Genomic DNA, 22,148 nt, shown 5'->3' on the forward strand with positions numbered 1-22,148 from the left:
ATAGGCTGATTCGATGTGTTTGCGGGAAAAAAATCGGCCCAGATCCGCGAAATTTTAATCAGCGAGTCAGCTTGGGAAGAAATGACCTGCTTATTCGCACCTTCCCTAGATGCCTGTGTATCCATGCTCGGAAAGATACTAAAAAAAATGTCTAACAAAAACGGTATCTCACAAACGGAAGAATCTGAATTCGCATTTCTTTTAACAAACTATATTAAACAGACTTTGACTTTTAGAGAATGGCAACGCAATGCTGACGGAAATCAACGACTGCACTTTCTTATTAATATCTACGGTGCAAAAGAAGACGGTGGCGAAGTGGTTTTAAGACCATTTATTGTAAATCCTGATGAATTAATGCTTACTCCAGCGGATGTCGTTGAATTTAATTCGCAGGTTATCAACGTTGATCGGCAGCGTCATCCTGAGTGGTTCCGTTAACTGGTCACAAGGGTTAAGAGCCTGAAAGGCTGCGATAGTGTATACGCAGCCTATTCTGTATAGCCGTCGCGTAATAATTGTTCTAAATGACTATCGACCGTTTCCTGATCACCAGGAATATATCGTGGCCATCCTGTTATATCGTTGACGCGTTTCACTATGTATGGATGAAACCCAAACTGCTCGGAAGTGATGTCAATATAATATTGCACTTCTTCGAAGTTCAATTCACACCAATAATGGCCAAAGCCACCACTCTCTGTAAATATACCGCCATCATCTGCACCGTTACCCCCACGAACAACAGCATCTAGACCTTTAGTTTTTGCTAAATAACATACAAGATAGCTTGCAAAAAGGCATGTGCCTTTCGTCTTCTTTGTGCCGCACTCCGTCAAAACTGAAAGTAGCTTTTCATGCGCCACTCGTGCAATGCCTGATACCAATTCCGGGGACATGTCTGCTCCAATGAAATTATTAGATCGACTTAAACAGGTAATATGTAATTAGGCATTACGATAAGTCGTGCCCTATTGGTTGGTACATCGTAAGAAAAGTAACTTTTCTAATCCCAGCCTGCACTCCGGGAATGCTTCTAACCTGAATAAATCACGGGGGCAGTGCTGGATACTTGTCAACTGTATTTGGATTCACAGGCTAACTATTTTTATACAGTTTAAGTGAATAAAACTTACTTAAAGCAGCGAACCACGCCGAAAGTGTAATGAGGAATACCGCCAATTCATCAGAACCATTTTTGATAGCACTGAGTAGAGCGATTAGTCCAAGGAACACCGAAAGAAAGACTAGTATTGCGGGTAAAAGTTTATACATGATAGACGTTCCTTTTAAAGGTTCAGATAGGTAGACCAACGCAGATAACGTCGGAATTGCCTGTTGTAAGATTACGCTCATTTAATTATTTTTATAACCTATGAATCCGCGTATAATTTCATTTGTAGTAATCTTCGTAATATATATCTGATAGACATTGATCTTTTTAATGTCTTGTTGACTCACAACACCATATAAGCAACTCTTAGATTGGTTTAACACAGCGCTTCCACTAACTCCATTTTGATAAAAAGCAGTCAAACCATCAGAACCAACTATTCCTTTATAATAGTAGGTTGAGTCGGGGGAAGCATACGTATTTGAAAGCGTATTATACATTCCCGATAGAACCCAAACAGACTCACCTGGAGCTAGAACATTATCACATACTGGAAGCTTCCAATTAGGTGGGGCTTTGACAATAGTATTTTTTTCTACTTTTAAAAGAGCGAGGTCCCGGTTCTTAGGATCATCAATATTGATAACTGTTGCTGGTTGGCTCCCATTCCTTGTTATTATACTTAGACTATAATCCTTGCTTGCATCAAGCCATAAATGTGAAGCTGTAAGAATATGTTGTTCATCGATCCAAGTACCTGAGCCGGAGATTGTCTTATTTCCAGACTTGATTTGAATTTTTACAGCTGAGTCCGAAAGCTCAAAATCATTGTGGTGCATACTTTGTTTATGAGGATTATCGGTGGAACAAGCAGAAATCAGTAAGGCTGAAAGAGCTAAAACCTTTCTATACATAGTCAGTTTCCTTCGAATAAGGCGAGTTTGGTTTCTAGAATATTTTATCCAGCGAGGAATTCTTCTAACGTGCTATCTTGGTACTGGGGATATATCTGCTTCATCATGCCAAAAGCAGCAACCGCTACGCTTTCTAAGTCGGAATAGAATTTAGGCTCCGTATTAAGATCATCACCATTCTTCAGAACGCCCTCGAAGCAGCTATAATCATTTCCGAACTCTTGAACAATAATCCAGCGCCCATCACGGAAACCTACGAGCATAACCGCTGAATTAGGATAGTCGCCAGCAGGCGTTAGCCAATCAAAGTGATAGTGCTTTATCGTATCATATTTCAGATGTACATTCATTATTCCTCCGTTGGCGATTACATTATTTGAGTTTTTTCATGGACTCTAAAGAAGCGAGGTAGGAATTATAGCGATCACCAAATTTTTCTTTCGCACGCTTAACGCGCATTTTCTCCGCGAGCTCAGTCTTGTTTTCTGCCTGGTAGGTCCTATTATTTTGCGTCTTTACTTCGGCCCCTGGGCCTGCTGCGTACGTTTTGTTTTTCTCGCTAATACACGCTCGGCATTTACTCTTGAGGCCAAACTTGCCCTTGAGCTCTTTTCCAAACTGTTCAAAGGGTTTAACTTGCTGACATGATTTGCATTTTTTAAAGCCCGGGGGGAGGTAGGTGTCAGCCATGAGCTGCTCCAGTAGGTATTGATTATAGGTGATTTTAACTTAAAGACGACGTCACTTTCAAATAAATCGACTACTTAACGCTGATCTTACATAATCCTGATTATGCGCACTTAAGTTGTAGTAGCAAAGTTGTAATGTCCGATAATGGCTAAGTTAAGATGTCCGGCGTGTATAATCAAGTAAGGATTACCATGACGGCTCTCGCAGCGGAGTTTTTCACATTGGATGAAGTTAACCGACTCAAAATCATTCAGGATGTCATCGACCGGCGTCTGACAACACAAATGGCAGCTCAGCGGCTTGGTATCTCCGACCGTCAGTGCCGTCGTCTGCTTGCGCGTTATCGTGAAGATGGTCCGATTGGCATGACCAGCCGCCGTCGTGGTAAATCCAGTAACAACCAGTTGCCTCAGGGACTGGCCGCATACGCGCTGAACATTATTCGCGAACGCTATAACGATTTCGGTCCGACGCTGGCCTGTGAAAAACTGTCTGAGGTGCACGGTGTTCATCTTTCCAAAGAAACCGTCCGTAAGCTGATGACTCAGGCCAGTCTGTGGGTCCCACGTAAGCAACGTGCGCCAAAAATTCAGCAACCTCGTTACCGCCGTGCCTGTGCCGGTGAACTCATACAAATCGACGGCTGCGACCACCACTGGTTTGAAAATCGGGGACCTAAGTGTACGGCACTGGTTTACGTTGATGACGCAACCAGTCGTTTAATGCAGCTTCTTTTCGTGAAATCTGAGTCTACTTTCACCTATTTTGAAGCGACCCGGGGCTATATTGAAAAACATGGCAAACCGCTTGCGCTGTACAGCGACAAAGCCAGCGTATTCAGGATCAACAATAAAAATGCAACCGGCGGCGACGGCGATACCCAGTTTGGCCGTGCGATGCATGAACTGAACATTCAGACCATTTGTGCAGAAACCAGTGCTGCCAAAGGCCGCGTTGAACGGGCGCACCTGACGCTTCAGGACCGACTGGTCAAGGAGCTCAGGCTCCAGGGCATCAGTTCCATGGAAGCTGCGAACGCATTTGCCGAAGAGTTCATGAACGATTACAACCGTCGTTTCGCAAAAGCGCCTCGCCAGGCGTTTGATGTTCATCGGGAACTGGATGTCGATGACGATCTTGATATGGTATTTAACTGGCGTGAAGCTCGTAAAGTGTCGAAATCACTCACAGTGCAATACGACAAAGTCCTTTATCTGATTGAAGACAGCGAATTCAGTCGTCGGGCGATTGGTAAATACATCGATGTCTGGCATTACCCGGATGGACATAAAGAGCTCCGGCTTAATGGCGTATCACTTCCCTACTCCACCTATGACAAGCTTTCTGAAATCGATCAGGGGGCCATTGTGGATAACAAACGTCTGGGGCGGGCCCTGGAAATGGCGCAGCTGGTCCAGGCCGAGCGGGATAATAACCGGTCGCAATCCGTACCATCCGGAGACGGCCCTTCTCGCAGGCGTAAAGCTCCCACGACGAAGAAATCCCAGCGTTCCCTGGATCAGGACGATATGTTCAATGCCCTGGTGAAACTTCAGTCACGCTCTGAAGAGATATTTGGGAAGAAACCGATTTAAAGCCCGGTAATCCATCCGGGCATGCCTGGCTGTCAGATTTTGGCCTGATTGACCCGTGCCGCGAGCTCCTGATGACTCTCTTTCCTTTCGCTGTAGCGGTCGGACAGGTAGGCTGTGTGCCCTTTCAGGAGTAACGTCATTTTGAACAACTCTTCGGTAACGTCGACAATCCTGTCATACCAGGGTGAGGGTTTCATGCGCCCTTCATCATCAAATTCCTGCCATGCCTTTGGCACTGACGACTGATTGGGGATGGTGAACATCCGCATCCAGCGGCCAAGTATCCGCATCTGATTGACCGTGTTAAACGACTGTGAACCACCACAAACCTGCATGACGGCCAGCGTTTTACCCTGGGAAGGACGAACAGCACCTTCACTCAGGGGTATCCAGTCAATCTGGGCCTTCATCACCGAGCTCATGGCGCCATGTCTTTCCGGAGAACTCCAGACCATTCCGTCACACCACCTGACCAGCTCGCGGAGTTCAAGCACTTTGGGGTGACTTTCGGGCGCATCATCGGGTAACGGCAGACCGGATGGGTTAAATATTTTCACCTCAGCCCCCATCTTTGCCAGCAACCGCCCGGCCTCTTCCGCTGCAAAACGACTGTAGGACCGCTCTCGTACTGAACCGTACAGGATGAGAATTCGCGGCATGGTTTCGTTGTTGCCCGTAAGTTTGCTGGCAAGCGCATCATCAAAATAAGCCGGTTCGATTGCTGGTAAGTCGGTCATAAAAAATCTCCATTTCATAAGCTATGCTTTAAAAGTTATCACATATGAAATACCATATGTATTGTTATTTTTTTACGAGGTTAAGCATGCTACAGCCTGTTCAGCTTTTTAAACTGCTCGCCGACGAGACCCGTTCAACTATCGTGATGCTTCTCAGGGAGTCCGGTGAAATGTGCGTCTGTGACATCTGTGCGGCAACCGCAGAGTCTCAGCCAAAAATTTCTCGCCATATGGCCCTTTTACGTGAAGCCGAGCTGGTCATCGACCGTCGCGAAGGAAAATGGGTGCATTACCGACTGTCGCCACACATGCCAGCATGGGCTGCGGGTATTATTGATACAGCCTGGAACTGTGAACGAGAAAACATACGCAACAAGCTCAGTAGCGTGGCATCTGTCTCCTGCTGATGGCGATATATATATCCGAATAAACAAATGTGAATGGAGTTTCTGATGTTACTGGCTGGTGCTATCTTTTTATTCACGCTCGTCCTGGTTATCTGGCAACCCAGAGGGCTGGGGATTGGCTGGAGTGCCTCACTGGGCGCAATTCTGGCATTGCTGACTGGCGTCGTTCATCTGGGGGATATTCCGGTGGTCTGGCAGATAGTGTGGAATGCGACCGCCACCTTTATCGCCGTGATCATCATCAGTCTTCTGCTCGACGAATCCGGCTTCTTTGAATGGGCCGCGCTGCACGTTGCCCGTTGGGGGAATGGCCGGGGGCGGCTGCTCTTCACCTGGATCGTCCTGCTTGGTGCGATGGTTGCGGCACTGTTTGCCAACGACGGTGCGGCACTGATCCTGACACCTATCGTTATCGCGATGCTGCTGGCGCTGGGATTCAGCCGGGGAGCAACCTTAGCGTTTATCATGGCCGCAGGGTTTATCGCTGACACGGCAAGCCTGCCACTGATTGTCTCAAACCTGGTGAATATCGTCTCGGCGGATTTCTTTAAGCTTGGTTTCTCAGAATATGCCGCCGTGATGGTCCCGGTTAACCTGGCCGCGATTGCGGCTACGCTGGTGATGCTGCATCTGTTTTTCCGTAAGGACATTCCCGCCGTTTACGACGTTTCTCTGTTGAAAGAACCGAAAGACGCTATACGTGATGTGAATACCTTTAAAACCGGCTGGCTGGTTCTGGTGTTGCTTCTGGTGGGATTCTTCGGACTGGAGCCGCTGGGCGTACCGGTCAGTTTGGTCGCAGCCGCTGGTGCATTGCTTCTGTTTGCTGTTGCGAAAAAAGGGCATGCCATTAACACCGGTAAGGTGCTGCGTGGTGCGCCCTGGCAAATCGTTATCTTCTCGCTGGGGATGTACCTGGTGGTCTACGGCTTACGAAATGCCGGTCTGACCCACTATCTCTCTTCCTTGCTGAATCAGCTGGCAGAGCAGGGATTGTGGGCGGCAACGCTGGGTACGGGCTTCCTGACGGCCTTCCTGTCATCAGTGATGAACAATATGCCGACCGTGCTGGTCGGGGCGCTGTCGATTGATGGCAGCACAGCGACCGGTGTTATCAAAGAAGCGATGATTTACGCCAACGTCATCGGCAGCGACCTGGGGCCAAAAATTACCCCTATCGGCAGTCTGGCAACGTTACTGTGGCTGCACGTTCTGTCGCAGAAAAATATCAAAATTACCTGGGGATATTACTTCCGGGTGGGCATTGTCATGACAATCCCCGTGCTGTTTGTCACGCTTGCAGCACTGGCGCTTCGTCTGTCTTTCACTTTGTAATGAGATACTGATATGAGCAACATTACCATTTATCACAACCCGGCCTGCGGCACGTCACGCAATACCCTTGAAATGATCCGCAACAGCGGTACAGAGCCGACCGTTATTCATTATCTTGAAACCCCACCATCACGAGCTGAGCTGGTAAAACTCATTGCGGATATGGGGATCACGGTACGAGCGCTGCTGCGTAAGAATGTCGAACCTTTTGAAGCGTTAGGGCTGGCGGAAGACCGCTTTACTGACGAGCAGTTAATCGATTTTATGTTGCAGCACCCTGTTCTGATCAATCGCCCTATCGTGGTAACGCCGCTGGGTACCCGGCTATGCCGCCCTTCTGAAGTCGTGCTGGATATTCTTCCCGATGCGCAGAAAAGCGCGTTCACGAAAGAGGACGGTGAGAAGGTAGTTGATGAAAAAGGTAACCGGCTGAACTAAACGTGTTCTTGTGACGAAGGGCGAGAGAACTCGCCCTTTTTTATTTAAGATAATCAGTGCTAACGGAGGATAAGAAGCGGTTGTTGCGTCTTTTGCAGCATTTCGGAGGTATGACTACCGATAAAGAACTGCCGCAACCTGGAATGACCGTAGGCCCCCATCACTATCAGATCGACAGCATTTTCCTCGGCGTAACGAATAAGCGCGTCCCCGACTGATTGCCCGGTAAGATGTGTTGTGCTGTTTTCTATATCCGCGTCACGTAAAATTTGCTGTGCGGTCAGCAGCTCTTCCTTCTTACCGTTTACCATGACAAGGTGGCACTCCAGCCCCCTGAGTAAGGGACTCATCGTCAGACGTTCCAGGTTACTCCTGCTTTCTTCACTGCCATCATAAGCCAGCATGACTCTGGAAGGCACTGAGTAGTTCTCCGGAACAACCAGTAGGGGTTTCTTTTGCAGACGAATAACGCTTTCCAGATGAGAGCCTACCGGATGCTGGCTACCCCGACGCCCCAGCACCATGAGACGAAGGTCGCTCAGCTCTGCCAGAACTTCATCCGGTGTACCGTGTTTTTGCATCAAAAGCACATCCGGGCTTCCCTGTTTTTGAAGCAGTTCAGCACAACTTTCCAGTATTGCTTTCCCCTGGGCCATCAGCAGGCGATTACGTTGCCCTTCAATTTCTACCAGCTCATCGGTCAGCAATTGCTGACTGTCTATGCCGAGAGTGCCGGTCAGGTCTGACACTACCGGGGTGCTGTCTTTTTCGATAACGTGCAACAGTGCTAGCTGTGATTGCAAAGTGCGGGCTGCCCACGCCGCATATTCACACACTGACCGCGTTGAAAGTGAACCGTCCACACAGGCTGTAACAGTATTATTCATAGTTTTCCCTCCAGTCTGTTAATGACCGCCCATCAGTTTTTCGACTTCTTCAGGTTTATCGTGAACACCAAACCGGTCAACGATGGTGCGGGTGGCTTCATTCATCCCACGTATTTCAACCCCGGCGCCCTCTCTACGGAACTTAATGACCACCTTATCCAGGGCGCTGACGGACGTGATGTCCCAGAAATGGGCATGTGAAACGTCTATCACCACATTCTCAATCGCTTCACGGAAATCAAAGTGGCTCGTAAAGCGGTCTGCTGATGCAAAGAATACCTGGCCGGTGACGGTATACGTCCGGCTCGTCCCCTCCAGAACTGAGGTTACACGCATGAACCGGGATACTTTAGTGGCAAAATTGAGCGAAGCAATCAGTACACCGGTCAGCACACCGAAGGCCAGATTATGTGTTGCCACCACAACCGCGACGGTGGCAAGCATGACCACGCTGGTTGAAAGGGGGTGTGTCCGCAGGTTGGCAATGGAGCGCCAGGAGAATGTCCCGATGGAAACCATAATCATCACCGCGACCAGCGCTGCCATCGGAATTTGGGAGACCCAGTTGCGCAGGAACACAATCAGGCAAAGCAGCACCACGCCCGCCGTGAGGGTTGAAAGTCGTCCGCGTCCACCGGATTTTACGTTGATAACAGATTGCCCAATCATCGCGCAGCCTGCCATTCCTCCGATAAAGGATGTGCAGATGTTCGCGATGCCCTGAGCTTTGCACTCCCTGTTTTTGTCGCTTGGCGTGTCGGTCATGTCATCCACGATAGTGGCGGTCATCATCGACTCAAGCAGGCCAACCACCGCAAGCCCCGCAGAATATGGCAGGATGATGAGCAGCGTCTGAAGATTTAAAGGCACGTCCGGGAGCAGGAAGACCGGCAGACTGTCGGGAAGTTTCCCCATATCCCCGACGGTTCGCACATCCAGATGCAGCCACATGGCAATCCCAGTCAGCACCACGATGCACACAAGCGGTGAAGGAATGGTTTTGTTGATATAAGGGAAGAGATAGATGATCCCCAGCCCTGCCGCAGTCATGGCATAAACATGCCATGTCACATTGGTCAGCTCAGGCAACTGGGCCATAAAAATCAGTATTGCCAGTGCATTAACAAACCCCGTGACCACTGAGCGTGAAACAAAACGCATCAGCCCGCCAAGCTTCAGATATCCGGCTATCAGCTGGAATACCCCGGTCAGTATGGAGGCAGCCAGTAAATACTGTAAGCCATGATCTTTCACCAGCGTCACCATCAGGAGAGCCATTGCACCGGTGGAGGACGAAATCATCGCCGGACGTCCGCCAAAGAAGGCCATAACGAGAGGAATACAGAACGCCGAGTAGAGGCCCACCTGGGGATCAACACCGGCGATAATGGAAAAGGCGATCGCTTCTGGAATGAGTGCGAGCGCGACAACAATACCGGCCAGAACGTCACCACGGACGTTACCCAGCCAGTCCTTACGCGTCGAGGACAGCAACATAGTAATTTCTCAGTTTTTAGATACAGTCAGCCCTGGAGGGCTACATTTTTACGTACGGTAAAGCACATCCGCAGACGGGATGTTATTGAGTGCGTGCTGAGGCTTGCTCAGTACGACAGAGGAAGGAAAAACTCAGGGTGGCGTAATACGCATAGCGGTTGTCAGATTCTCCATAGCGGATGTGTATATATTGTCGGCTCTGTTGTCAGGAAGAACTTACAGAACACGTCGCGTTTGAACATGAAACACTTCAAAGCAGCCCAATACTACAAATAAAGCGAATACGGGGTCAACCCAACAAGGTACTCAAACGAAGAGGTTAAGATGCGATTTTTATCCAGGAATTCAATATTATCAAAGGACATTTGAACTTTGCCCCACCCCGGACATCTCTACTTAGCTTTGACATAAGTTATTGATTCATATGTGGTTATTTTTTAACATTTACGTTTCACGTACTGATAGATTGCCTTTGAAGCCAACGCTGACCGTCATTCATCTTGATCAGGAATTTGGGCATCTTCTAAAAACACCTTTGTACGGTAATCATCTTTCCAGCCTAACCAAACTGAATCTTCACCACCGGAAGAAACAACTTTACGGTTTCCTGTGAGATTATCAGCCTGTTCTAAGCATATTGACTGCATATCAATGAGCAAATCAGCTTCTGCGACTTCCGTGCCGCCGATCGTTTCATAGCCGGAAATCAGAACAATTGCCTCAGGGTCTCTTTCGTTCAGCATGGCGATCAACTCTTTCACTTTCATTTTAAGATACCAGTAGTTTATTTGTGTGCATTGCTGATGGATTTTATAGTGCTGCCGACCTTTTTCAAGGTGCTTCCGTTGCTTCCAACGATCATGCTAACGACCTTGTTGTCTGACCTGGTATTGCCGTGGTCATCCTTTTAGAGAAATGCTCCAAAGATCAACATGGCGGCATAGGTTTTCCAGCTTGACCAATCAATCGTGGAACCAAGCAACAGATAGAATGCCAGGGCTACCAGCCCCAGCTTTACTACTAGCGCGATTATTATGGTGAAGATAGACTCATCGCGTTCGCCTTTAAGTATTTTATACCGCGTAATTAAACTGTCGTTTTTCATGTAGCATCCGTTATAGTTATTAAAGTCCTGCATTAGAAGTTGTTATTTGCCGAAGTTACCTTGTATGAGTTAACTGTGGATCCAAAAATACAAAATATAAGCTGTGCCAATTGAAAGGATTAGAAAAGCACAGTTACTAATAAAATCTACTAATGCTTGTAGCTTCTTTATTCTCACAATTGCTGGACCGTGTTCAGTAGAGGTACTACTCAGCCCTTTTGTTCTGGCACTCTCTGCTTTTCTGAAAAAATTGTAATGCAATCCTGACCGCAAGCAAAACCATGCCAAACCAGTCGTTATTACGATATTTATGTAGAAAGCATATTGAATCATTTGTTCAGTTTCGAAGCTTTCCATTGAAAACCCTTTGTTGAAATGTTGAATAAAATTATTTTTAGTAAATGTAAGCAATAAATAGAACGAATATTAATAGTGAAAGATGCAATGCCAACATCTGCTTATGATGCCTTATGAGGATTTCTTCCTTCGCATTCATTAAATCGTACATCTCATCAATATTTTTATTGCTGGTATATTCGAGACGTTCATCACGAAGTAATTTGAACTTTACCAATACGACAAGTGATTTAATAATAAAGCTCGTAAGCATAACAGTTATAGACAAAAATAAAAAATAGGCCAAATTCATATATCACTCCATGGAGATTAATAGAAAAATTTATAATAAGTAATCTCATAGAGCATTACTTGAATCTTCTTCCCATACTAAGGACTCACCGAGAAACTTAGTTAAAGATGATTTGGCATACTGTGGTTCGGAAAAAAAACGTGGGAACCAGCCGTCAAAGCTTTGGGTACCATTGTGACGATTTTCAGGCGAGACTGATAAGCGGTACCCGTCTTCGTAAGGTGAAATGCTAAATGTGTATCCATCATCTGTCTTTGAGATCAGCGTTTTGCATGTCATATGACTGTTTGCTCACAAAGTTACTTTTCTAAGATATCGAAAAGTGTGGATTAGATCATCATTCAGATAGTCTTTTCATCACAAACTTTCCTGCCCACATTATCACAATTATAAAGGTAATAAAACCGATCTGCTCCCAACGTAAATTGGTTTGCTGTTCGGAATCATCCAAATGAATTGCATAAATGTAACATCCGAAGGTAAGCGTGAGTGGAACAACAAGCATCCCTACCTTTTTAGTAATATTTCCAATAAACCACCAATAAAGAACCCAGGAAATAATAGAAGAATAAAAAATTGCTTCTGAAACTATCATATGTAACCTCTTGAATTAGTCGATGCTGTGGGTAAATAAACCCGGACCGTCAAATGATGCAATTGCAAAATATTTAGTAACCATGAATCCTTCGGTTATCTATTTCAGCCATGTATGCAGTAGGCTTTTTTAAGAGATAGATTGGTGAAACGACATTCGTTTTGACTTTATAAGCCAGAATGAAAACACCTGCGGAGCTTGCCATAAGTACCGCAAGAAGAATAGATACCGTTAACTCCTTTGGTGTTTGTATCACCGAAAGAAGAAACAATGCGCTTATGGCTGCAAAAATCCAGCAATATAATGATGCATCCATAAAACCAGCTACAACACTCGATCCAAAAAAAAACCAAAATAAACTTATTAAGATTACTGAGTTTTCATTCATGTCTGTTCCTTGTTATTACTAATTATATTATGCTTTATAGTTGACCGTCAGACTACCCACGGGTTTTGACGAACAAAGTCACGCACTCCATTTATACATGCTTTTGAGATGACTTCAAAATAAGGATGGTTTGATGGAATCATATTCCCGGTATTATCAAGAAGCATAATAGTCCCTAAAGACCGAACCAGTTGATATTCATTGAGCTTACGCTTTAGCAAAGTTTGCAATCTATAAATTGTCTCACCGGAACTGTTACCTTCGATACCTACAACAGAGACCGTACAGTTCACTTCCTGATTATCAGATTGATAATCGAACCAGTAATTTTCGTTGCAATTTCCTTTTTGCGCATGCTCAATTTTGCCAGGCCATTTTACCCATAAAGAAGAGTTGTTTTTAGATCGTAAGATCTGCTTCAGCGTTTCCAATGGATTTTTTTCATCAACCTCAGACCAGGCCGAAATAAATTCTTTCTGCATTGCCTTAGGGTCTATAACGGCAATGAAATCAAATTCCTCTTTATTGATAGAGTTGGCTCGATCTTTGAGATAAAACAGACCGAGTTTATATCCCTTTTCACTTTTCCAGTTTGCTCCCACAGGCTGATAGTCTGTATTTATAAACGGTTTGAAAGTGTGAGTGTCGGGAGAAAAAATTACTGAGGGTGCCAGCACCCGGCCTCGGTATCGTATTGGATTTACAAATATTTTTTCCCCGTCACATAACATTTCAATAATTGCTTTTGTCACAACTACTGAAATAGAAGGTCTACATGTATTTTGATTTATTTCCCCGAGGTGCGCCAAACTTCCATCCTCACTCTTCAACACCTTTGTAAGGCAAGTCGGGCAATACTGTTGATCTCTATAATAAACAGGCATGGTTAGACGACCGGAATCGTTTAGTACCAACTGAAGTAACGGATGAGGCTCTTTCATCATGGTTATTTCTTCCCTTTCACCTTTCTGGGCTTTTCGTTTGCCTGTCTCCACTGCCATGGTGGGACAGGGTTGGTGTCTGCCCATAACCCTTTTGCCTCCTTTTGTGCTGCGGATTCATATTTGATATAGCCAGGGACAATGGCGTTATCTTCGAACCGATAAACCCACGCATATCCACTGTCCACCATAGAGGCATTGATATCATATCCATCTAACCAGATGGTACCTAACATACGGCCATAGATATCCGTACCATGGTCTATCACGGTAACGATTTTAGTTGCTATAGCTGTGGTTAAGGCCTGTTTTGCTTTTTGGCCAAAAGCCTGTTTAGATTCAGGAGCGTCTATACCATACATTCGTATTTTGATGGTTGTGTTTTGAGCATCCAACGCAGTTATGGTGTCACCGTCAACAATCTTAACCACCTTTGCCTCAAAAGTTGTTGAGTTCCCCCAGGACGCCACTGGGAATACAACAATCATGATGGGCAAAAGTAACTTTGTAAAAAAAAACATCATTTCACCTGAATTTGTTGAGTACAGACATGTATCCACAAGCCTATTTACAGGCAGTATTTTAACAAGTCATTATTTCATGGGCGGGCTTAAAACCAATCTTTTTGCAACTTAAAGGCAGAATAATCACAATAAATTTAGAACCTGAACCAAAAAATAATCCAAATTAAGCGTGTTAATCTATCTCAAAGATATTATTCCTGAGAGAGTTTGGATGAAACGTTACACTCATGATCTTGAGACAGACCTGAATGATGTGGATAAAACACCATCTCTGATCCACAAAACTTTGTTAACAGCTTCGACTATTTATGACCTGAAATATCTGGCTCAGGTATTAAATGATGAAAATGGCAGTAATTGGTCCCGTGCATCCCTTAAACGTCAGGTTACATGCATACCTGAGCATTGTGATCTGAGTATCGCAGATGGACGCTATCTACAGACTTTAATACCTTCACGACCTGCTGATTATGAGGACAGGCACTTTAGCTTTATCGATCTGTTTGCAGGGATAGGTGGACTGCGAAGCGGATTTGATGCCATCGGTGGTAAATGTCTTTTCACGAGCGAATGGAATACTTATTCCAGCCGTACTTACCGGGCGAACTGGTATTGCGATGAGAACGAGCACCGCTTCAATTCAGACATCCGTGACATCACTCTTAGCAACCGGCCCGAGGTTACTGATGACGAGGCATACAAATTTATCGATGCCTCTATCCCGGATCATGATGTTCTTCTTGCGGGATTTCCATGCCAGCCATTCAGCATCGCCGGTGTCAGTAAAAAGAACTCTATGGGTCGCAAACACGGTTTCGAGTGCGACACTCAGGGTACGCTCTTCTTTGATGTGGCCAGGATCATCCGGGCAAAACAACCTGCAATTTTTGTTCTGGAAAACGTAAAAAATCTGAAGAGTCACGATAAGGGTAATACCTTTAACATCATCATGAAAACGCTCGATGAGCTTGGCTACGACGTCGCAAACAGCGAAAGCACGGGCGCGGATGATCCTAAAGTCATCGATGGCCGTCATTTCCGACCCCAGCACCGTGAACGTATCGTCCTTATTGGTTTTCGCCGCGACCTACGTCTGAAAGACGGTTTTACTCTGAGAGACATTAAAGACTTTTATCCGGACAAGCGCCCTTCTCTCTCAGATTTACTGGATCCGAGCGTAGATAGTAAATACATCCTCTCCCCTAAACTCTGGGAGTACTTATACAACTATGCAAAGAAACATGCGGCAAAAGGCAATGGTTTTGGTTTTGGACTAGTAGATCCTTCCAATGTTAATAGTGTCACCAGAACCCTCTCAAGCCGCTATATGAAAGACGGATCTGAAATTCTTATTGATCGGGGCTGGTCTCATGAGCTGGGAGAAACTGATTTCCATAACACATACAACATGGACCGTCGGCCACGCATGCTAACGCCACGTGAATGCAGCAGGCTAATGGGCTTCGATAAACCCGGGGAAAGTGTTTTCCGTATCCCTGTGTCCAATACACAGGCTTACAGACAGTTTGGGAACTCCGTGGTCGTTGATGTCTTTGCGGCCGTCGCCAAACTGCTGAAGTCTCGAATTGAATTTGCAGCCTCCCAGCGCTTGCGGCAGTTTTACGACGAAGTCAGCTGACCTGAGCTCCTTCATCAATTTAAATGCTTAAGATTGTTGTAATAATGTCAGAGGTCAACCATGACGTATTTCGAATCAGCTGAAGGTGAGACGGTATCTAAAGAACGAGCATTACAAGAACTGTCCAGGCATTGCGTTCCCGAAACAGATTTCGAAGAATTCTTTAGCGACATGGGCGTAAAGGAACAGTATGACGCTCAGGAAGTGTTGCTTTGGTTGGGATATTAAACTTCCTGTTTAGGAGACTACTATGAGCCAAAAATTCGCAGTGATGATTGCTTACGACGACGATCCAAACGTCAAAAGGTACTCACCTGACTTTCAAACGCAGGATGAGTTTGCTAAAGGGTGGCAGTCGGCTCTTAAAAAGGCACACCACACCTCAGGTCAAAAATCAGTCATCACCTGCGGATGTCGTGGAAAAGGAGAAAAGCGACTTTATGTTCGTGCTTTACCGAACGGTGATGCCTTTATTCTCGTCAAAGCCGCTAACACGGGCATTGAGCATGATCCTTCCTGTGTATTCTTCTCCCTTGATGCCCGGCATACCGGCCTGAAAGGATATGCGAGTGGTGTGGTCCGGATTACAACCGAAGGTGATATGGCTGTAAGGCTCGGTATCGGTATGACAGAGAAAGATCCTCCTGAAAAATCAGAAGTGCCTCCCCTGCCCCATGTTCAGCGACCAGAAGGAGGTCAGGCCTCAATGACCCTCCTGGGCTTGCTTAGTCTTTTGTGGACAGAGTCTGGTCTGAATGTCTGGTACCCGAAAATGGCAGGGAAACGTAACGATTCACTGGTACGGTATCGTCTGCTTGAAACCGCTAAACAAATTCGTACCGGCAGAGCCTGCATAGGTGACCATTTATTCATTGGTGTACCTGACCCGAAACAACCTGTCGCTCAGTCGCAAATTCAGCGTCTTTCATCACAGGCGATGAGTGATAAACGTCTCATGCTCCTGTCAGTTTTACCTCGCTACGATGCTGAAAAGCATGAGAAGCCACTTAAATTTTTACCCCTGCGGAATTTTGGGGGGCTACCGCTGATTTTTTTCAATTCAGAAGGCCATTGGGATAGCGTAAAGAAACGATTTTCATCGGAGTACGCAGCATGGAAATCCGGGGCGAAAATAGTTGTCTTTGCGTTGACGTCACCAGCTGCGGTAACCGGCAGAGGCCCTTCTGTAAGAGCTCATCAAATTGTGCTGATGCACGTTAGCGAGAACTGGATACCTCTGGACTCCTCCTATGAGGCGGTTGTTGCAGAAAAGCTGGATGCAGAGCACCGGCAGTACGTTAAGCCCATGCGTTATGATGCGAGTATTAGTGAGGTGTTCCCTGACTTCTACCTGCTCGACACAAAAAGCGATAAGCCGTTCCCGATGGAAGTATTTGGTATGGCCACTCCTGCTTATCTGGCCCGAAAGCAACTCAAAAAAGATTATTACAACCGTGAATATGGGCCTTATGGATGGTGGCACTGGGATGCGACCACAGCATCTGAAACTATGGTGCTGCCTCATTTTCCAGAATCACGTAAACCTCTTTCAACTGGCACACCTGCTTAAAATGGAGAAAAAATGTCATACATGCTTTCACTAAGCGAACAGACAAAACTGAACGCTTTCCTGTCAGGGATCCTTGATGATTACAAGACTGGGGTTATCACTCAGATACAAGCTGTTGGTAAAATCGGTAACGTGTTTTCTGCACTGGAAAGTGGAGACTCAAAAAAGGTAGTGCATTTGTTGACTGAAGGACGAAAACTCCTGCGGACGGGCTGAATGTCCGCAGAAGGTCTACTGTGCCAGGGGATGCAGAGAAGTCTATCAACCTGGCTTCATTTATCATGATGTTTTTCTACTACGCGGCTGTTTTGACTTTCCAGTACCTCCCCCTGCCATTGCACCAGTCAATGTATCAATGGTGCCTTTCAGGGATTCTGAGATTGTTTTCTCTGCCTCCAGGGTAGCTTCCAGCTTCATTACTTTGGACTGGAGCGTTTTTAATTCACTGCTTTGTTCAGCCACTTCCGCTTCATAGCCCTGGCTGACCAAAGTTACTTTTTTCAGGTCGGCGCTCAGCGACTCGTTTAGTTTATGGAGTTCAGTAAGCTCGGCATTCACCGCCACCAGGTCACCCTCCTTCCCGGACAGTGCACTTTTCAGCTCAGCACAGAGGTTCTGTGCAGCAATCAATTCCTGTTCAAACCTGTCCCTCTCTGCCTTTGTATCTGACACAGTCTGACTTAACTGGTCGCATTGTCTGGAAAGACCGGCATTATCAGAACGCTGAGTGTTGATCTCTTCGTTCAGCTTTTTTTGATATTCAAGGTGACCAGCGATCTCTGTTTTACGTTCAGCCAGTTGCTGGGAGAGTGAGTCATTTGACTGCTGTGCGAGGCTTAATTCATGCCGTGTGCTATCTAACTGGTGATGGCAGGTTTCGAGTTCTGCTTCGGCAACATTCAGCCTTGTTTCTAACTCCTTGACGGTACTGTCCCGGATCTCTAATCGACCCTGTAGCGCCTGATTCTCAAGTTTCAGCTCATCCATATCGGTAGCGCTTTGCTCAAGCCGCTGTAAAAGCTGCGTTACCTCCTCCTCCAGCTGCATGCTACGTGCTTCAGCTTTTTTAACACTATCACTCTGTATTGCGGTATAGCTTCTACGGTAGTGCCAGGTGATGTACGAGATAATATCGCCGAGTGCAACCTTCACCTCATCGGGTATATCCAGGTAACGGGCCTCTTCAGGAACCTCTTTAACATACTTCTGGTACTCAGCGAACATCTCCTGTGACCTTGCAAACGAGCCGCCAACAGCGTTTCTGAGCCAGTGAACTTTGAAGCTCAGATCGATATTTTCCGGGTTAATTTTTTTCTCTTCGCACAGACGTTCGATTGCATTGAAGTAATCGATCATCGCAATAGATGAGTACCTTGAACGACCCATTTCCTTTGATTTTTCTGTGGATTCGCTGCGGATGTCATTCTGCACCTCTGGCGAGGTAGCATCGTTCAGGCTTTTTTCTTTATCGTTTTCGATCATCATTTTTTTCCTGCGGCCGGAAGCTGGTTTGCAAAATATATGCTGATAAGATCGTTCAGAGCATTCAGAAGCGAGATACTGTCGATACAAATATGAACGTTTCCATTCTCAAACAGGCGACACCGCCAGCCATTCTCATCGCAGACCTCGCCTGTGAAATCTGTATTTCTCATGGCCGTCAGCCTGTCGACCATACTCAGCCCACCGCCGGTTGCAGGTGTTGGAGTATCAGAACAGATGCATACAATATTCTCAAAGTCGCGTAAACAAAAGTGATTGTCCTGCGAGAAACCGTTGTACCTCAGTACGTTCACACCAGGAAAAATCCCCCGAAGAACAAGCTTTTTCGGCATTGTATATTGCCGTGCATTGCTTTTAAAACTTCGGTCAAGCTTGTTGAGAACATCAACGAAACCTTCTGCAAGCGTGTCTCGTCTGTTAGCCAGTGCATGCTGTAATGTTCCCTTAACAATCTCCAGGGAAGCGACGGGCGGATCCGTACGTAGGGATTCGTTAAAGGCTTCTTTTTGCTTATGGTTCCAGTACCGGTCCATACCTATTTCTTCAAAGAGCCTTTTCCACGTTTTACGGTCAATTTCCTTACGCCCCTCCTCGATGGTGCGATCCAGTGACGACGGAAGACCAAATGCGTTGGGCTGCATAATTCTGCTGGTGAAGAGAGAGAGACCGCACAGTTCCGACGCTTCCGAGATTAACCGCATCCCTTCTTCGAATTTCTGCATGGCCATATCCCGGGCGCTGATGAGCTGCCCTGTCCGGCTCGCCGGTACTGGCTCAGAACCCTGGTTTTGAGTCATTTTACACTCCATTTTGGTATGTCAGAACATTTTGATTTGAGCAAAGGTAGGTGTACACAGACATTAAAGTTGTCTCCTTTAACATGAAAAAGACTTTAAAGTTGTCTACTTCTTCAGATAGACCTACTTAACAGGATACTAAGTAGGTCATCTCCTTTCTCGCGTAGCATCTCTCGACGTTCACAGCAGAGGACACGTTTCAAAATGTCATCCAAAATTTTTTTCCATTATCTGACGTTGGGTGATTTTGATGGTCAGCGAGTAGAGGCTTTAACAATGTGGGTTGCCCTGAGCAAAGTAAGGGAAGTAGATGTACCAGAAATGTACGCGTTGCCTTGCATGAAGGGGGGCATCTTAAAGCTCATTGATTAAACAAACTCACTATGCCGCTACAAACAGCCCAAAACCGTCACTTGATAACGTGTTATTTAGATAAATTAATGCTCAGGGCTTTTAGCCAAACTGTCACTTGATGTAAGAATCCAGAACCTTCAGCACAACGTCCAGGTCTTCTTCTCGTTTCTGTTCTTCACTTTCATGAACAATATGTTCAGTCAAATGTCCTTTAATCACTTCACGCAATAAACCATTCACGGCACCACGTATGGCGGCTATTTGTTGCAGTACAGCGGCACATTCGTGAGGTTCATCAAGCATTTTTTTCAGCGCAGCAACCTGCCCCTGGATCTTGCTTGTACGTGCTTTCAGTTTTTGTTTATCGCGGATGGTATGTGACATGTGGGCTCTCACTCTCCTGGATATTTTATGTAACTATACCAGCGTTATTCTACTGGGGGGTAGTATATTTTACTGGGGGGGAGTAGAATCCGGCCTACACTTAATAACCAAGAATGATTCTCATGAACGAATTTACGACACTTCTTCAGCAAGGCAACGCATGGTTTTTCATCCCCAGCGCCATTCTGCTTGGCGCGCTTCATGGACTGGAGCCCGGGCACTCCAAAACAATGATGGCAGCATTCATCATTGCTATAAAAGGCACCGTACGTCAGGCCGTGATGCTGGGTGTCGCGGCAACATTGTCGCACACTGCAGTCGTATGGCTGATTGCTTTTGGAGGGATGTATATCAGTAATAAATTTACCGCAGAATCAGCCGAACCCTGGCTACAGATGGTCTCTTCAGTGATCATCCTTGGTACGGCTTTTTGGATGTTCTGGCGAACCTGGAGCGGTGAGAAAAACTGGCTGGAGGGAATGCAGGAGAATGAACATCATCACCATGACGAAACAAGGTTGATCGATACTGGCCATGGAAAAGTTGAACTGTCCATTTTTGAAGAAGGACAACTTCCCCACTGGCGGCTACGCACTCTTAGTGGCCAAAGATGGGCTTCTGAAGATATCTCATTAACCACACTTCGGGAAAACAGTACGATCTCTCAGACTTTTGAATTTGTTGATCATGGTGATTATCTGGAGTCAACATCTCCCATCCCTGAGCCTCACAGTTTCAACGTACGTCTGTCTCTGGGACATCGTGGTCATGTCCATGACTATGATGTGGCGTTCGCTGAACACGACCATGACCATGACCACTCTGAGCTTGATGGGCTGGATGTGAATTCGAAAGAGTATCAGGACGCTCACGAACTGGCTCATGCCAATGACATAAAACGCCGCTTCGACGGGAAAGAAGTAACCAACGGGCAAATCCTGATATTTGGACTGACAGGAGGGCTTATCCCTTGCCCGGCAGCTATAACTGTATTGTTGATCTGCCTTCAGCTTAAAGCGCTTACGCTGGGTGCCACACTGGTTGTTTGTTTCAGTATCGGCCTGGCATTGACCCTCGTAACGGTTGGAGTGGGTGCGGCGATCAGCGTTCGTCAGGTCGCCAAACGCTGGAGTGGCTTCAATACCATCGCCAGAAGAGCCCCCTATATTTCAAGCGCCCTGATTGCTGCTGTTGGGATTTACATGGGTATACATGGCTGGAATGGGCTGGTGCATTAACACCGGTACTGATGACACACACTCTGGGTACTTACAAAGTACATCCTAAGCGCCACCGTTGAGGTTATGAGCAGAAAAACCCGGAATATAAAGCTGCTCTTTCCGGGACTTGTTGCTGAGGCAGGGATTAAGTAACTGATTAAATCCATTCCCATAAGACTCAATGATAAATGAAAGAATAAAAAAAACGCTCCCGGACGGGAGCGTAAGCCAGTGACTTCGGCGTCAAATGAGGGTCTAACAAGTGGAGCTGCGGGTTAATTCTGGGTGATCTGGCTGCGATGCTTTTCAGCCTGCTGCTGATGAATAACGGAAGACTGACCATTATTCGCCTTCTCGTGCACAACAGCGGCTTTTTCATGCTCGTTCATTTCTGAAAATGACGTTGCTGATTCGTTGGTGGCCCCTGGTTTGCCTTTCATCATTTTTTTATGCATCTCCGCCATGTCCTGGTGGGCAGAAGCGTTGCCGTTTTGCATCATTTCATGGGACATTGCAGCCTGATCGTGTCCGCTCATATCCATCATTGTCATACTGTCTCCCTGAACAGCGCTTTTTTCAGAGGTTGACTGCATCTGATGGGCGGGTGCCTGGGCATTATTTACCTGGTCATGCATGTTCATTGTCTCTGCAGCCATGGCGGATGAAGCGACAGCCATAATGGCAACAAATGATACAAGGATCTTTTTCATGGTTGGGTCTCCGGTGTTTTCATACCCAAACAATCAACGGCTTATAACGGGGTACGAAGCCCAATGGTACGAAAACGTACGCTAAGGCCATTCGTCCAGCTCCGGTGGTTGTTTCAGCGGCCTCAGTTGCCCATTTAGTACTTGTTCAGTAAGGG

Annotated in this window: 28 protein-coding genes; 11 read left to right on the forward strand and 17 right to left on the reverse strand. The window is 46.3% G+C overall.

Annotation, left to right across the window (positions count from 1 at the left end; genetic code table 11):
- Window positions 1–15: 15 nt before the first annotated feature.
- Window positions 16–441, forward strand: a complete 426-nt coding sequence (locus ACOTX3_RS24105) for a hypothetical protein (protein ID WP_000457316.1) — start codon at window positions 16–18, stop codon at window positions 439–441.
- A gap of 50 nt (window positions 442–491) precedes the next feature.
- Here the strand turns inward: ACOTX3_RS24105 and ACOTX3_RS24110 are convergent, their stop codons facing one another.
- From ACOTX3_RS24110 to ACOTX3_RS24125, 4 genes are all read right to left on the reverse strand, one after another.
- A complete protein-coding gene (locus ACOTX3_RS24110; protein ID WP_001371904.1) occupies window positions 492–899 on the reverse strand; it encodes a hypothetical protein in 408 nt (135 codons plus the stop codon).
- Window positions 900–1,356: 457 nt separating this feature from the next.
- A complete protein-coding gene (locus ACOTX3_RS24115) occupies window positions 1,357–2,028 on the reverse strand; it encodes a S1 family peptidase (RefSeq protein WP_000285959.1) in 672 nt (223 codons plus the stop codon).
- A 44-nt stretch (window positions 2,029–2,072) separates the two neighbouring features.
- Window positions 2,073–2,378: a hypothetical protein gene (locus tag ACOTX3_RS24120; RefSeq protein WP_001100610.1), complete on the reverse strand. Its 306-nt coding sequence runs from the start codon at window positions 2,376–2,378 to the stop codon at window positions 2,073–2,075.
- A 22-nt stretch (window positions 2,379–2,400) separates the two neighbouring features.
- Window positions 2,401–2,718 (reverse strand): hypothetical protein, encoded by a 318-nt coding sequence (locus ACOTX3_RS24125; RefSeq protein WP_000785965.1) that lies wholly within the window; start codon window positions 2,716–2,718, stop codon window positions 2,401–2,403.
- A gap of 191 nt (window positions 2,719–2,909) precedes the next feature.
- Here ACOTX3_RS24125 and ACOTX3_RS24130 point away from each other — a divergent pair, with 191 nt between their 5' ends.
- Window positions 2,910–4,313: an ISNCY family transposase gene (locus tag ACOTX3_RS24130; RefSeq protein WP_000125668.1), complete on the forward strand. Its 1,404-nt coding sequence runs from the start codon at window positions 2,910–2,912 to the stop codon at window positions 4,311–4,313.
- A 32-nt stretch (window positions 4,314–4,345) separates the two neighbouring features.
- Here ACOTX3_RS24130 and arsH read toward each other — a convergent pair whose 3' ends face one another.
- The gene (arsH, locus tag ACOTX3_RS24135; protein WP_000130816.1) at window positions 4,346–5,050 is read right to left on the reverse strand and encodes an arsenical resistance protein ArsH; all 705 of its coding nucleotides are present in this window, start codon (window positions 5,048–5,050) and stop codon (window positions 4,346–4,348) included.
- Between the two features lie 86 nt (window positions 5,051–5,136).
- Here arsH and ACOTX3_RS24140 point away from each other — a divergent pair, with 86 nt between their 5' ends.
- Genes ACOTX3_RS24140 through arsC form a run of 3 tightly spaced genes read left to right on the forward strand, consistent with a single transcriptional unit; the run spans window position 5,137 to window position 7,230 of the window.
- Window positions 5,137–5,457, forward strand: a complete 321-nt coding sequence (locus tag ACOTX3_RS24140) for a transcriptional regulator (RefSeq protein ID WP_000941305.1) — start codon at window positions 5,137–5,139, stop codon at window positions 5,455–5,457.
- Window positions 5,458–5,502: 45 nt separating this feature from the next.
- Window positions 5,503–6,792 carry an arsenic transporter gene (locus ACOTX3_RS24145; RefSeq protein ID WP_000922628.1) on the forward strand — a complete coding sequence of 430 codons (1,290 nt, stop codon included), beginning with the start codon at window positions 5,503–5,505 and terminating at the stop codon, window positions 6,790–6,792.
- A gap of 12 nt (window positions 6,793–6,804) precedes the next feature.
- Window positions 6,805–7,230 carry a glutaredoxin-dependent arsenate reductase gene (gene arsC / locus ACOTX3_RS24150; RefSeq protein WP_000065802.1) on the forward strand — a complete coding sequence of 142 codons (426 nt, stop codon included), beginning with the start codon at window positions 6,805–6,807 and terminating at the stop codon, window positions 7,228–7,230.
- 59 nt (window positions 7,231–7,289) lie between these two features.
- Here the strand turns inward: arsC and ACOTX3_RS24155 are convergent, their stop codons facing one another.
- From ACOTX3_RS24155 to ACOTX3_RS24190, 8 genes are all read right to left on the reverse strand, one after another.
- Window positions 7,290–8,117 (reverse strand): universal stress protein, encoded by an 828-nt coding sequence (locus ACOTX3_RS24155; RefSeq protein ID WP_001066652.1) that lies wholly within the window; start codon window positions 8,115–8,117, stop codon window positions 7,290–7,292.
- An 18-nt stretch (window positions 8,118–8,135) separates the two neighbouring features.
- Complete coding sequence (locus ACOTX3_RS24160) at window positions 8,136–9,614, reverse strand: SulP family inorganic anion transporter (protein WP_000927306.1); 1,479 nt, start codon at window positions 9,612–9,614, stop codon at window positions 8,136–8,138.
- 491 nt (window positions 9,615–10,105) lie between these two features.
- Entirely contained in the window at window positions 10,106–10,381 is a 276-nt protein-coding gene (locus ACOTX3_RS24165) for a hypothetical protein (protein WP_000864986.1), read from the reverse strand.
- A gap of 140 nt (window positions 10,382–10,521) precedes the next feature.
- Complete coding sequence (locus ACOTX3_RS24170) at window positions 10,522–10,719, reverse strand: hypothetical protein (protein ID WP_001371914.1); 198 nt, start codon at window positions 10,717–10,719, stop codon at window positions 10,522–10,524.
- A gap of 986 nt (window positions 10,720–11,705) precedes the next feature.
- Window positions 11,706–11,963 (reverse strand): hypothetical protein, encoded by a 258-nt coding sequence (locus tag ACOTX3_RS24175; RefSeq protein WP_000637193.1) that lies wholly within the window; start codon window positions 11,961–11,963, stop codon window positions 11,706–11,708.
- A 73-nt stretch (window positions 11,964–12,036) separates the two neighbouring features.
- Complete coding sequence (locus ACOTX3_RS24180) at window positions 12,037–12,351, reverse strand: hypothetical protein (protein WP_001005009.1); 315 nt, start codon at window positions 12,349–12,351, stop codon at window positions 12,037–12,039.
- Window positions 12,352–12,398: 47 nt separating this feature from the next.
- The gene (locus ACOTX3_RS24185) at window positions 12,399–13,295 is read right to left on the reverse strand and encodes a hypothetical protein (RefSeq protein ID WP_000975181.1); all 897 of its coding nucleotides are present in this window, start codon (window positions 13,293–13,295) and stop codon (window positions 12,399–12,401) included.
- Window positions 13,296–13,297: 2 nt separating this feature from the next.
- Window positions 13,298–13,813 carry a thermonuclease family protein gene (locus tag ACOTX3_RS24190; RefSeq protein ID WP_000464825.1) on the reverse strand — a complete coding sequence of 172 codons (516 nt, stop codon included), beginning with the start codon at window positions 13,811–13,813 and terminating at the stop codon, window positions 13,298–13,300.
- Between the two features lie 214 nt (window positions 13,814–14,027).
- Between ACOTX3_RS24190 and ACOTX3_RS24195 the strand changes: the two genes are divergently transcribed.
- The 4 genes from ACOTX3_RS24195 to ACOTX3_RS24210 are packed head-to-tail and all read left to right on the forward strand — an operon-like array spanning window position 14,028 to window position 17,241.
- On the forward strand, window positions 14,028–15,455 hold the full coding sequence (locus ACOTX3_RS24195) for a DNA cytosine methyltransferase (RefSeq protein ID WP_000833380.1): 1,428 nt from the start codon (window positions 14,028–14,030) through the stop codon (window positions 15,453–15,455).
- A gap of 60 nt (window positions 15,456–15,515) precedes the next feature.
- The gene (locus ACOTX3_RS24200) at window positions 15,516–15,683 is read left to right on the forward strand and encodes a hypothetical protein (protein WP_000220758.1); all 168 of its coding nucleotides are present in this window, start codon (window positions 15,516–15,518) and stop codon (window positions 15,681–15,683) included.
- 22 nt (window positions 15,684–15,705) lie between these two features.
- On the forward strand, window positions 15,706–17,025 hold the full coding sequence (locus ACOTX3_RS24205; protein ID WP_000078513.1) for a DUF1173 family protein: 1,320 nt from the start codon (window positions 15,706–15,708) through the stop codon (window positions 17,023–17,025).
- Window positions 17,026–17,037: 12 nt separating this feature from the next.
- On the forward strand, window positions 17,038–17,241 hold the full coding sequence (locus ACOTX3_RS24210) for a hypothetical protein (RefSeq protein WP_000121164.1): 204 nt from the start codon (window positions 17,038–17,040) through the stop codon (window positions 17,239–17,241).
- A 63-nt stretch (window positions 17,242–17,304) separates the two neighbouring features.
- Here ACOTX3_RS24210 and ACOTX3_RS24215 read toward each other — a convergent pair whose 3' ends face one another.
- Together ACOTX3_RS24215 and ACOTX3_RS24220 are read right to left on the reverse strand one after the other, a co-directional pair.
- Window positions 17,305–18,510: a hypothetical protein gene (locus ACOTX3_RS24215; protein WP_001371952.1), complete on the reverse strand. Its 1,206-nt coding sequence runs from the start codon at window positions 18,508–18,510 to the stop codon at window positions 17,305–17,307.
- The gene (locus ACOTX3_RS24220) at window positions 18,507–19,325 is read right to left on the reverse strand and encodes a DUF4942 domain-containing protein (RefSeq protein ID WP_000193207.1); all 819 of its coding nucleotides are present in this window, start codon (window positions 19,323–19,325) and stop codon (window positions 18,507–18,509) included. Before ACOTX3_RS24220 ends, ACOTX3_RS24215 begins: the two co-directional genes overlap by 4 nt.
- A gap of 204 nt (window positions 19,326–19,529) precedes the next feature.
- Here ACOTX3_RS24220 and ACOTX3_RS24225 point away from each other — a divergent pair, with 204 nt between their 5' ends.
- Window positions 19,530–19,697 (forward strand): hypothetical protein, encoded by a 168-nt coding sequence (locus ACOTX3_RS24225; protein ID WP_001572379.1) that lies wholly within the window; start codon window positions 19,530–19,532, stop codon window positions 19,695–19,697.
- 93 nt (window positions 19,698–19,790) lie between these two features.
- Here the strand turns inward: ACOTX3_RS24225 and rcnR are convergent, their stop codons facing one another.
- Entirely contained in the window at window positions 19,791–20,063 is a 273-nt protein-coding gene (gene rcnR, locus ACOTX3_RS24230; RefSeq protein WP_000019951.1) for a Ni(II)/Co(II)-binding transcriptional repressor RcnR, read from the reverse strand.
- A 122-nt stretch (window positions 20,064–20,185) separates the two neighbouring features.
- Here rcnR and ACOTX3_RS24235 point away from each other — a divergent pair, with 122 nt between their 5' ends.
- Complete coding sequence (locus tag ACOTX3_RS24235; RefSeq protein ID WP_001572377.1) at window positions 20,186–21,301, forward strand: nickel/cobalt efflux protein RcnA; 1,116 nt, start codon at window positions 20,186–20,188, stop codon at window positions 21,299–21,301.
- A gap of 257 nt (window positions 21,302–21,558) precedes the next feature.
- Here ACOTX3_RS24235 and ACOTX3_RS24240 read toward each other — a convergent pair whose 3' ends face one another.
- Window positions 21,559–21,993: a hypothetical protein gene (locus ACOTX3_RS24240; RefSeq protein WP_000723070.1), complete on the reverse strand. Its 435-nt coding sequence runs from the start codon at window positions 21,991–21,993 to the stop codon at window positions 21,559–21,561.
- Window positions 21,994–22,148 lie beyond the last annotated feature (155 nt).

Origin of the sequence: Enterobacter cloacae complex sp. IR5384 (genome assembly GCF_049237265.1) — a bacterium.
Lineage (GTDB): Bacteria > Pseudomonadota > Gammaproteobacteria > Enterobacterales > Enterobacteriaceae > Enterobacter > Enterobacter cloacae.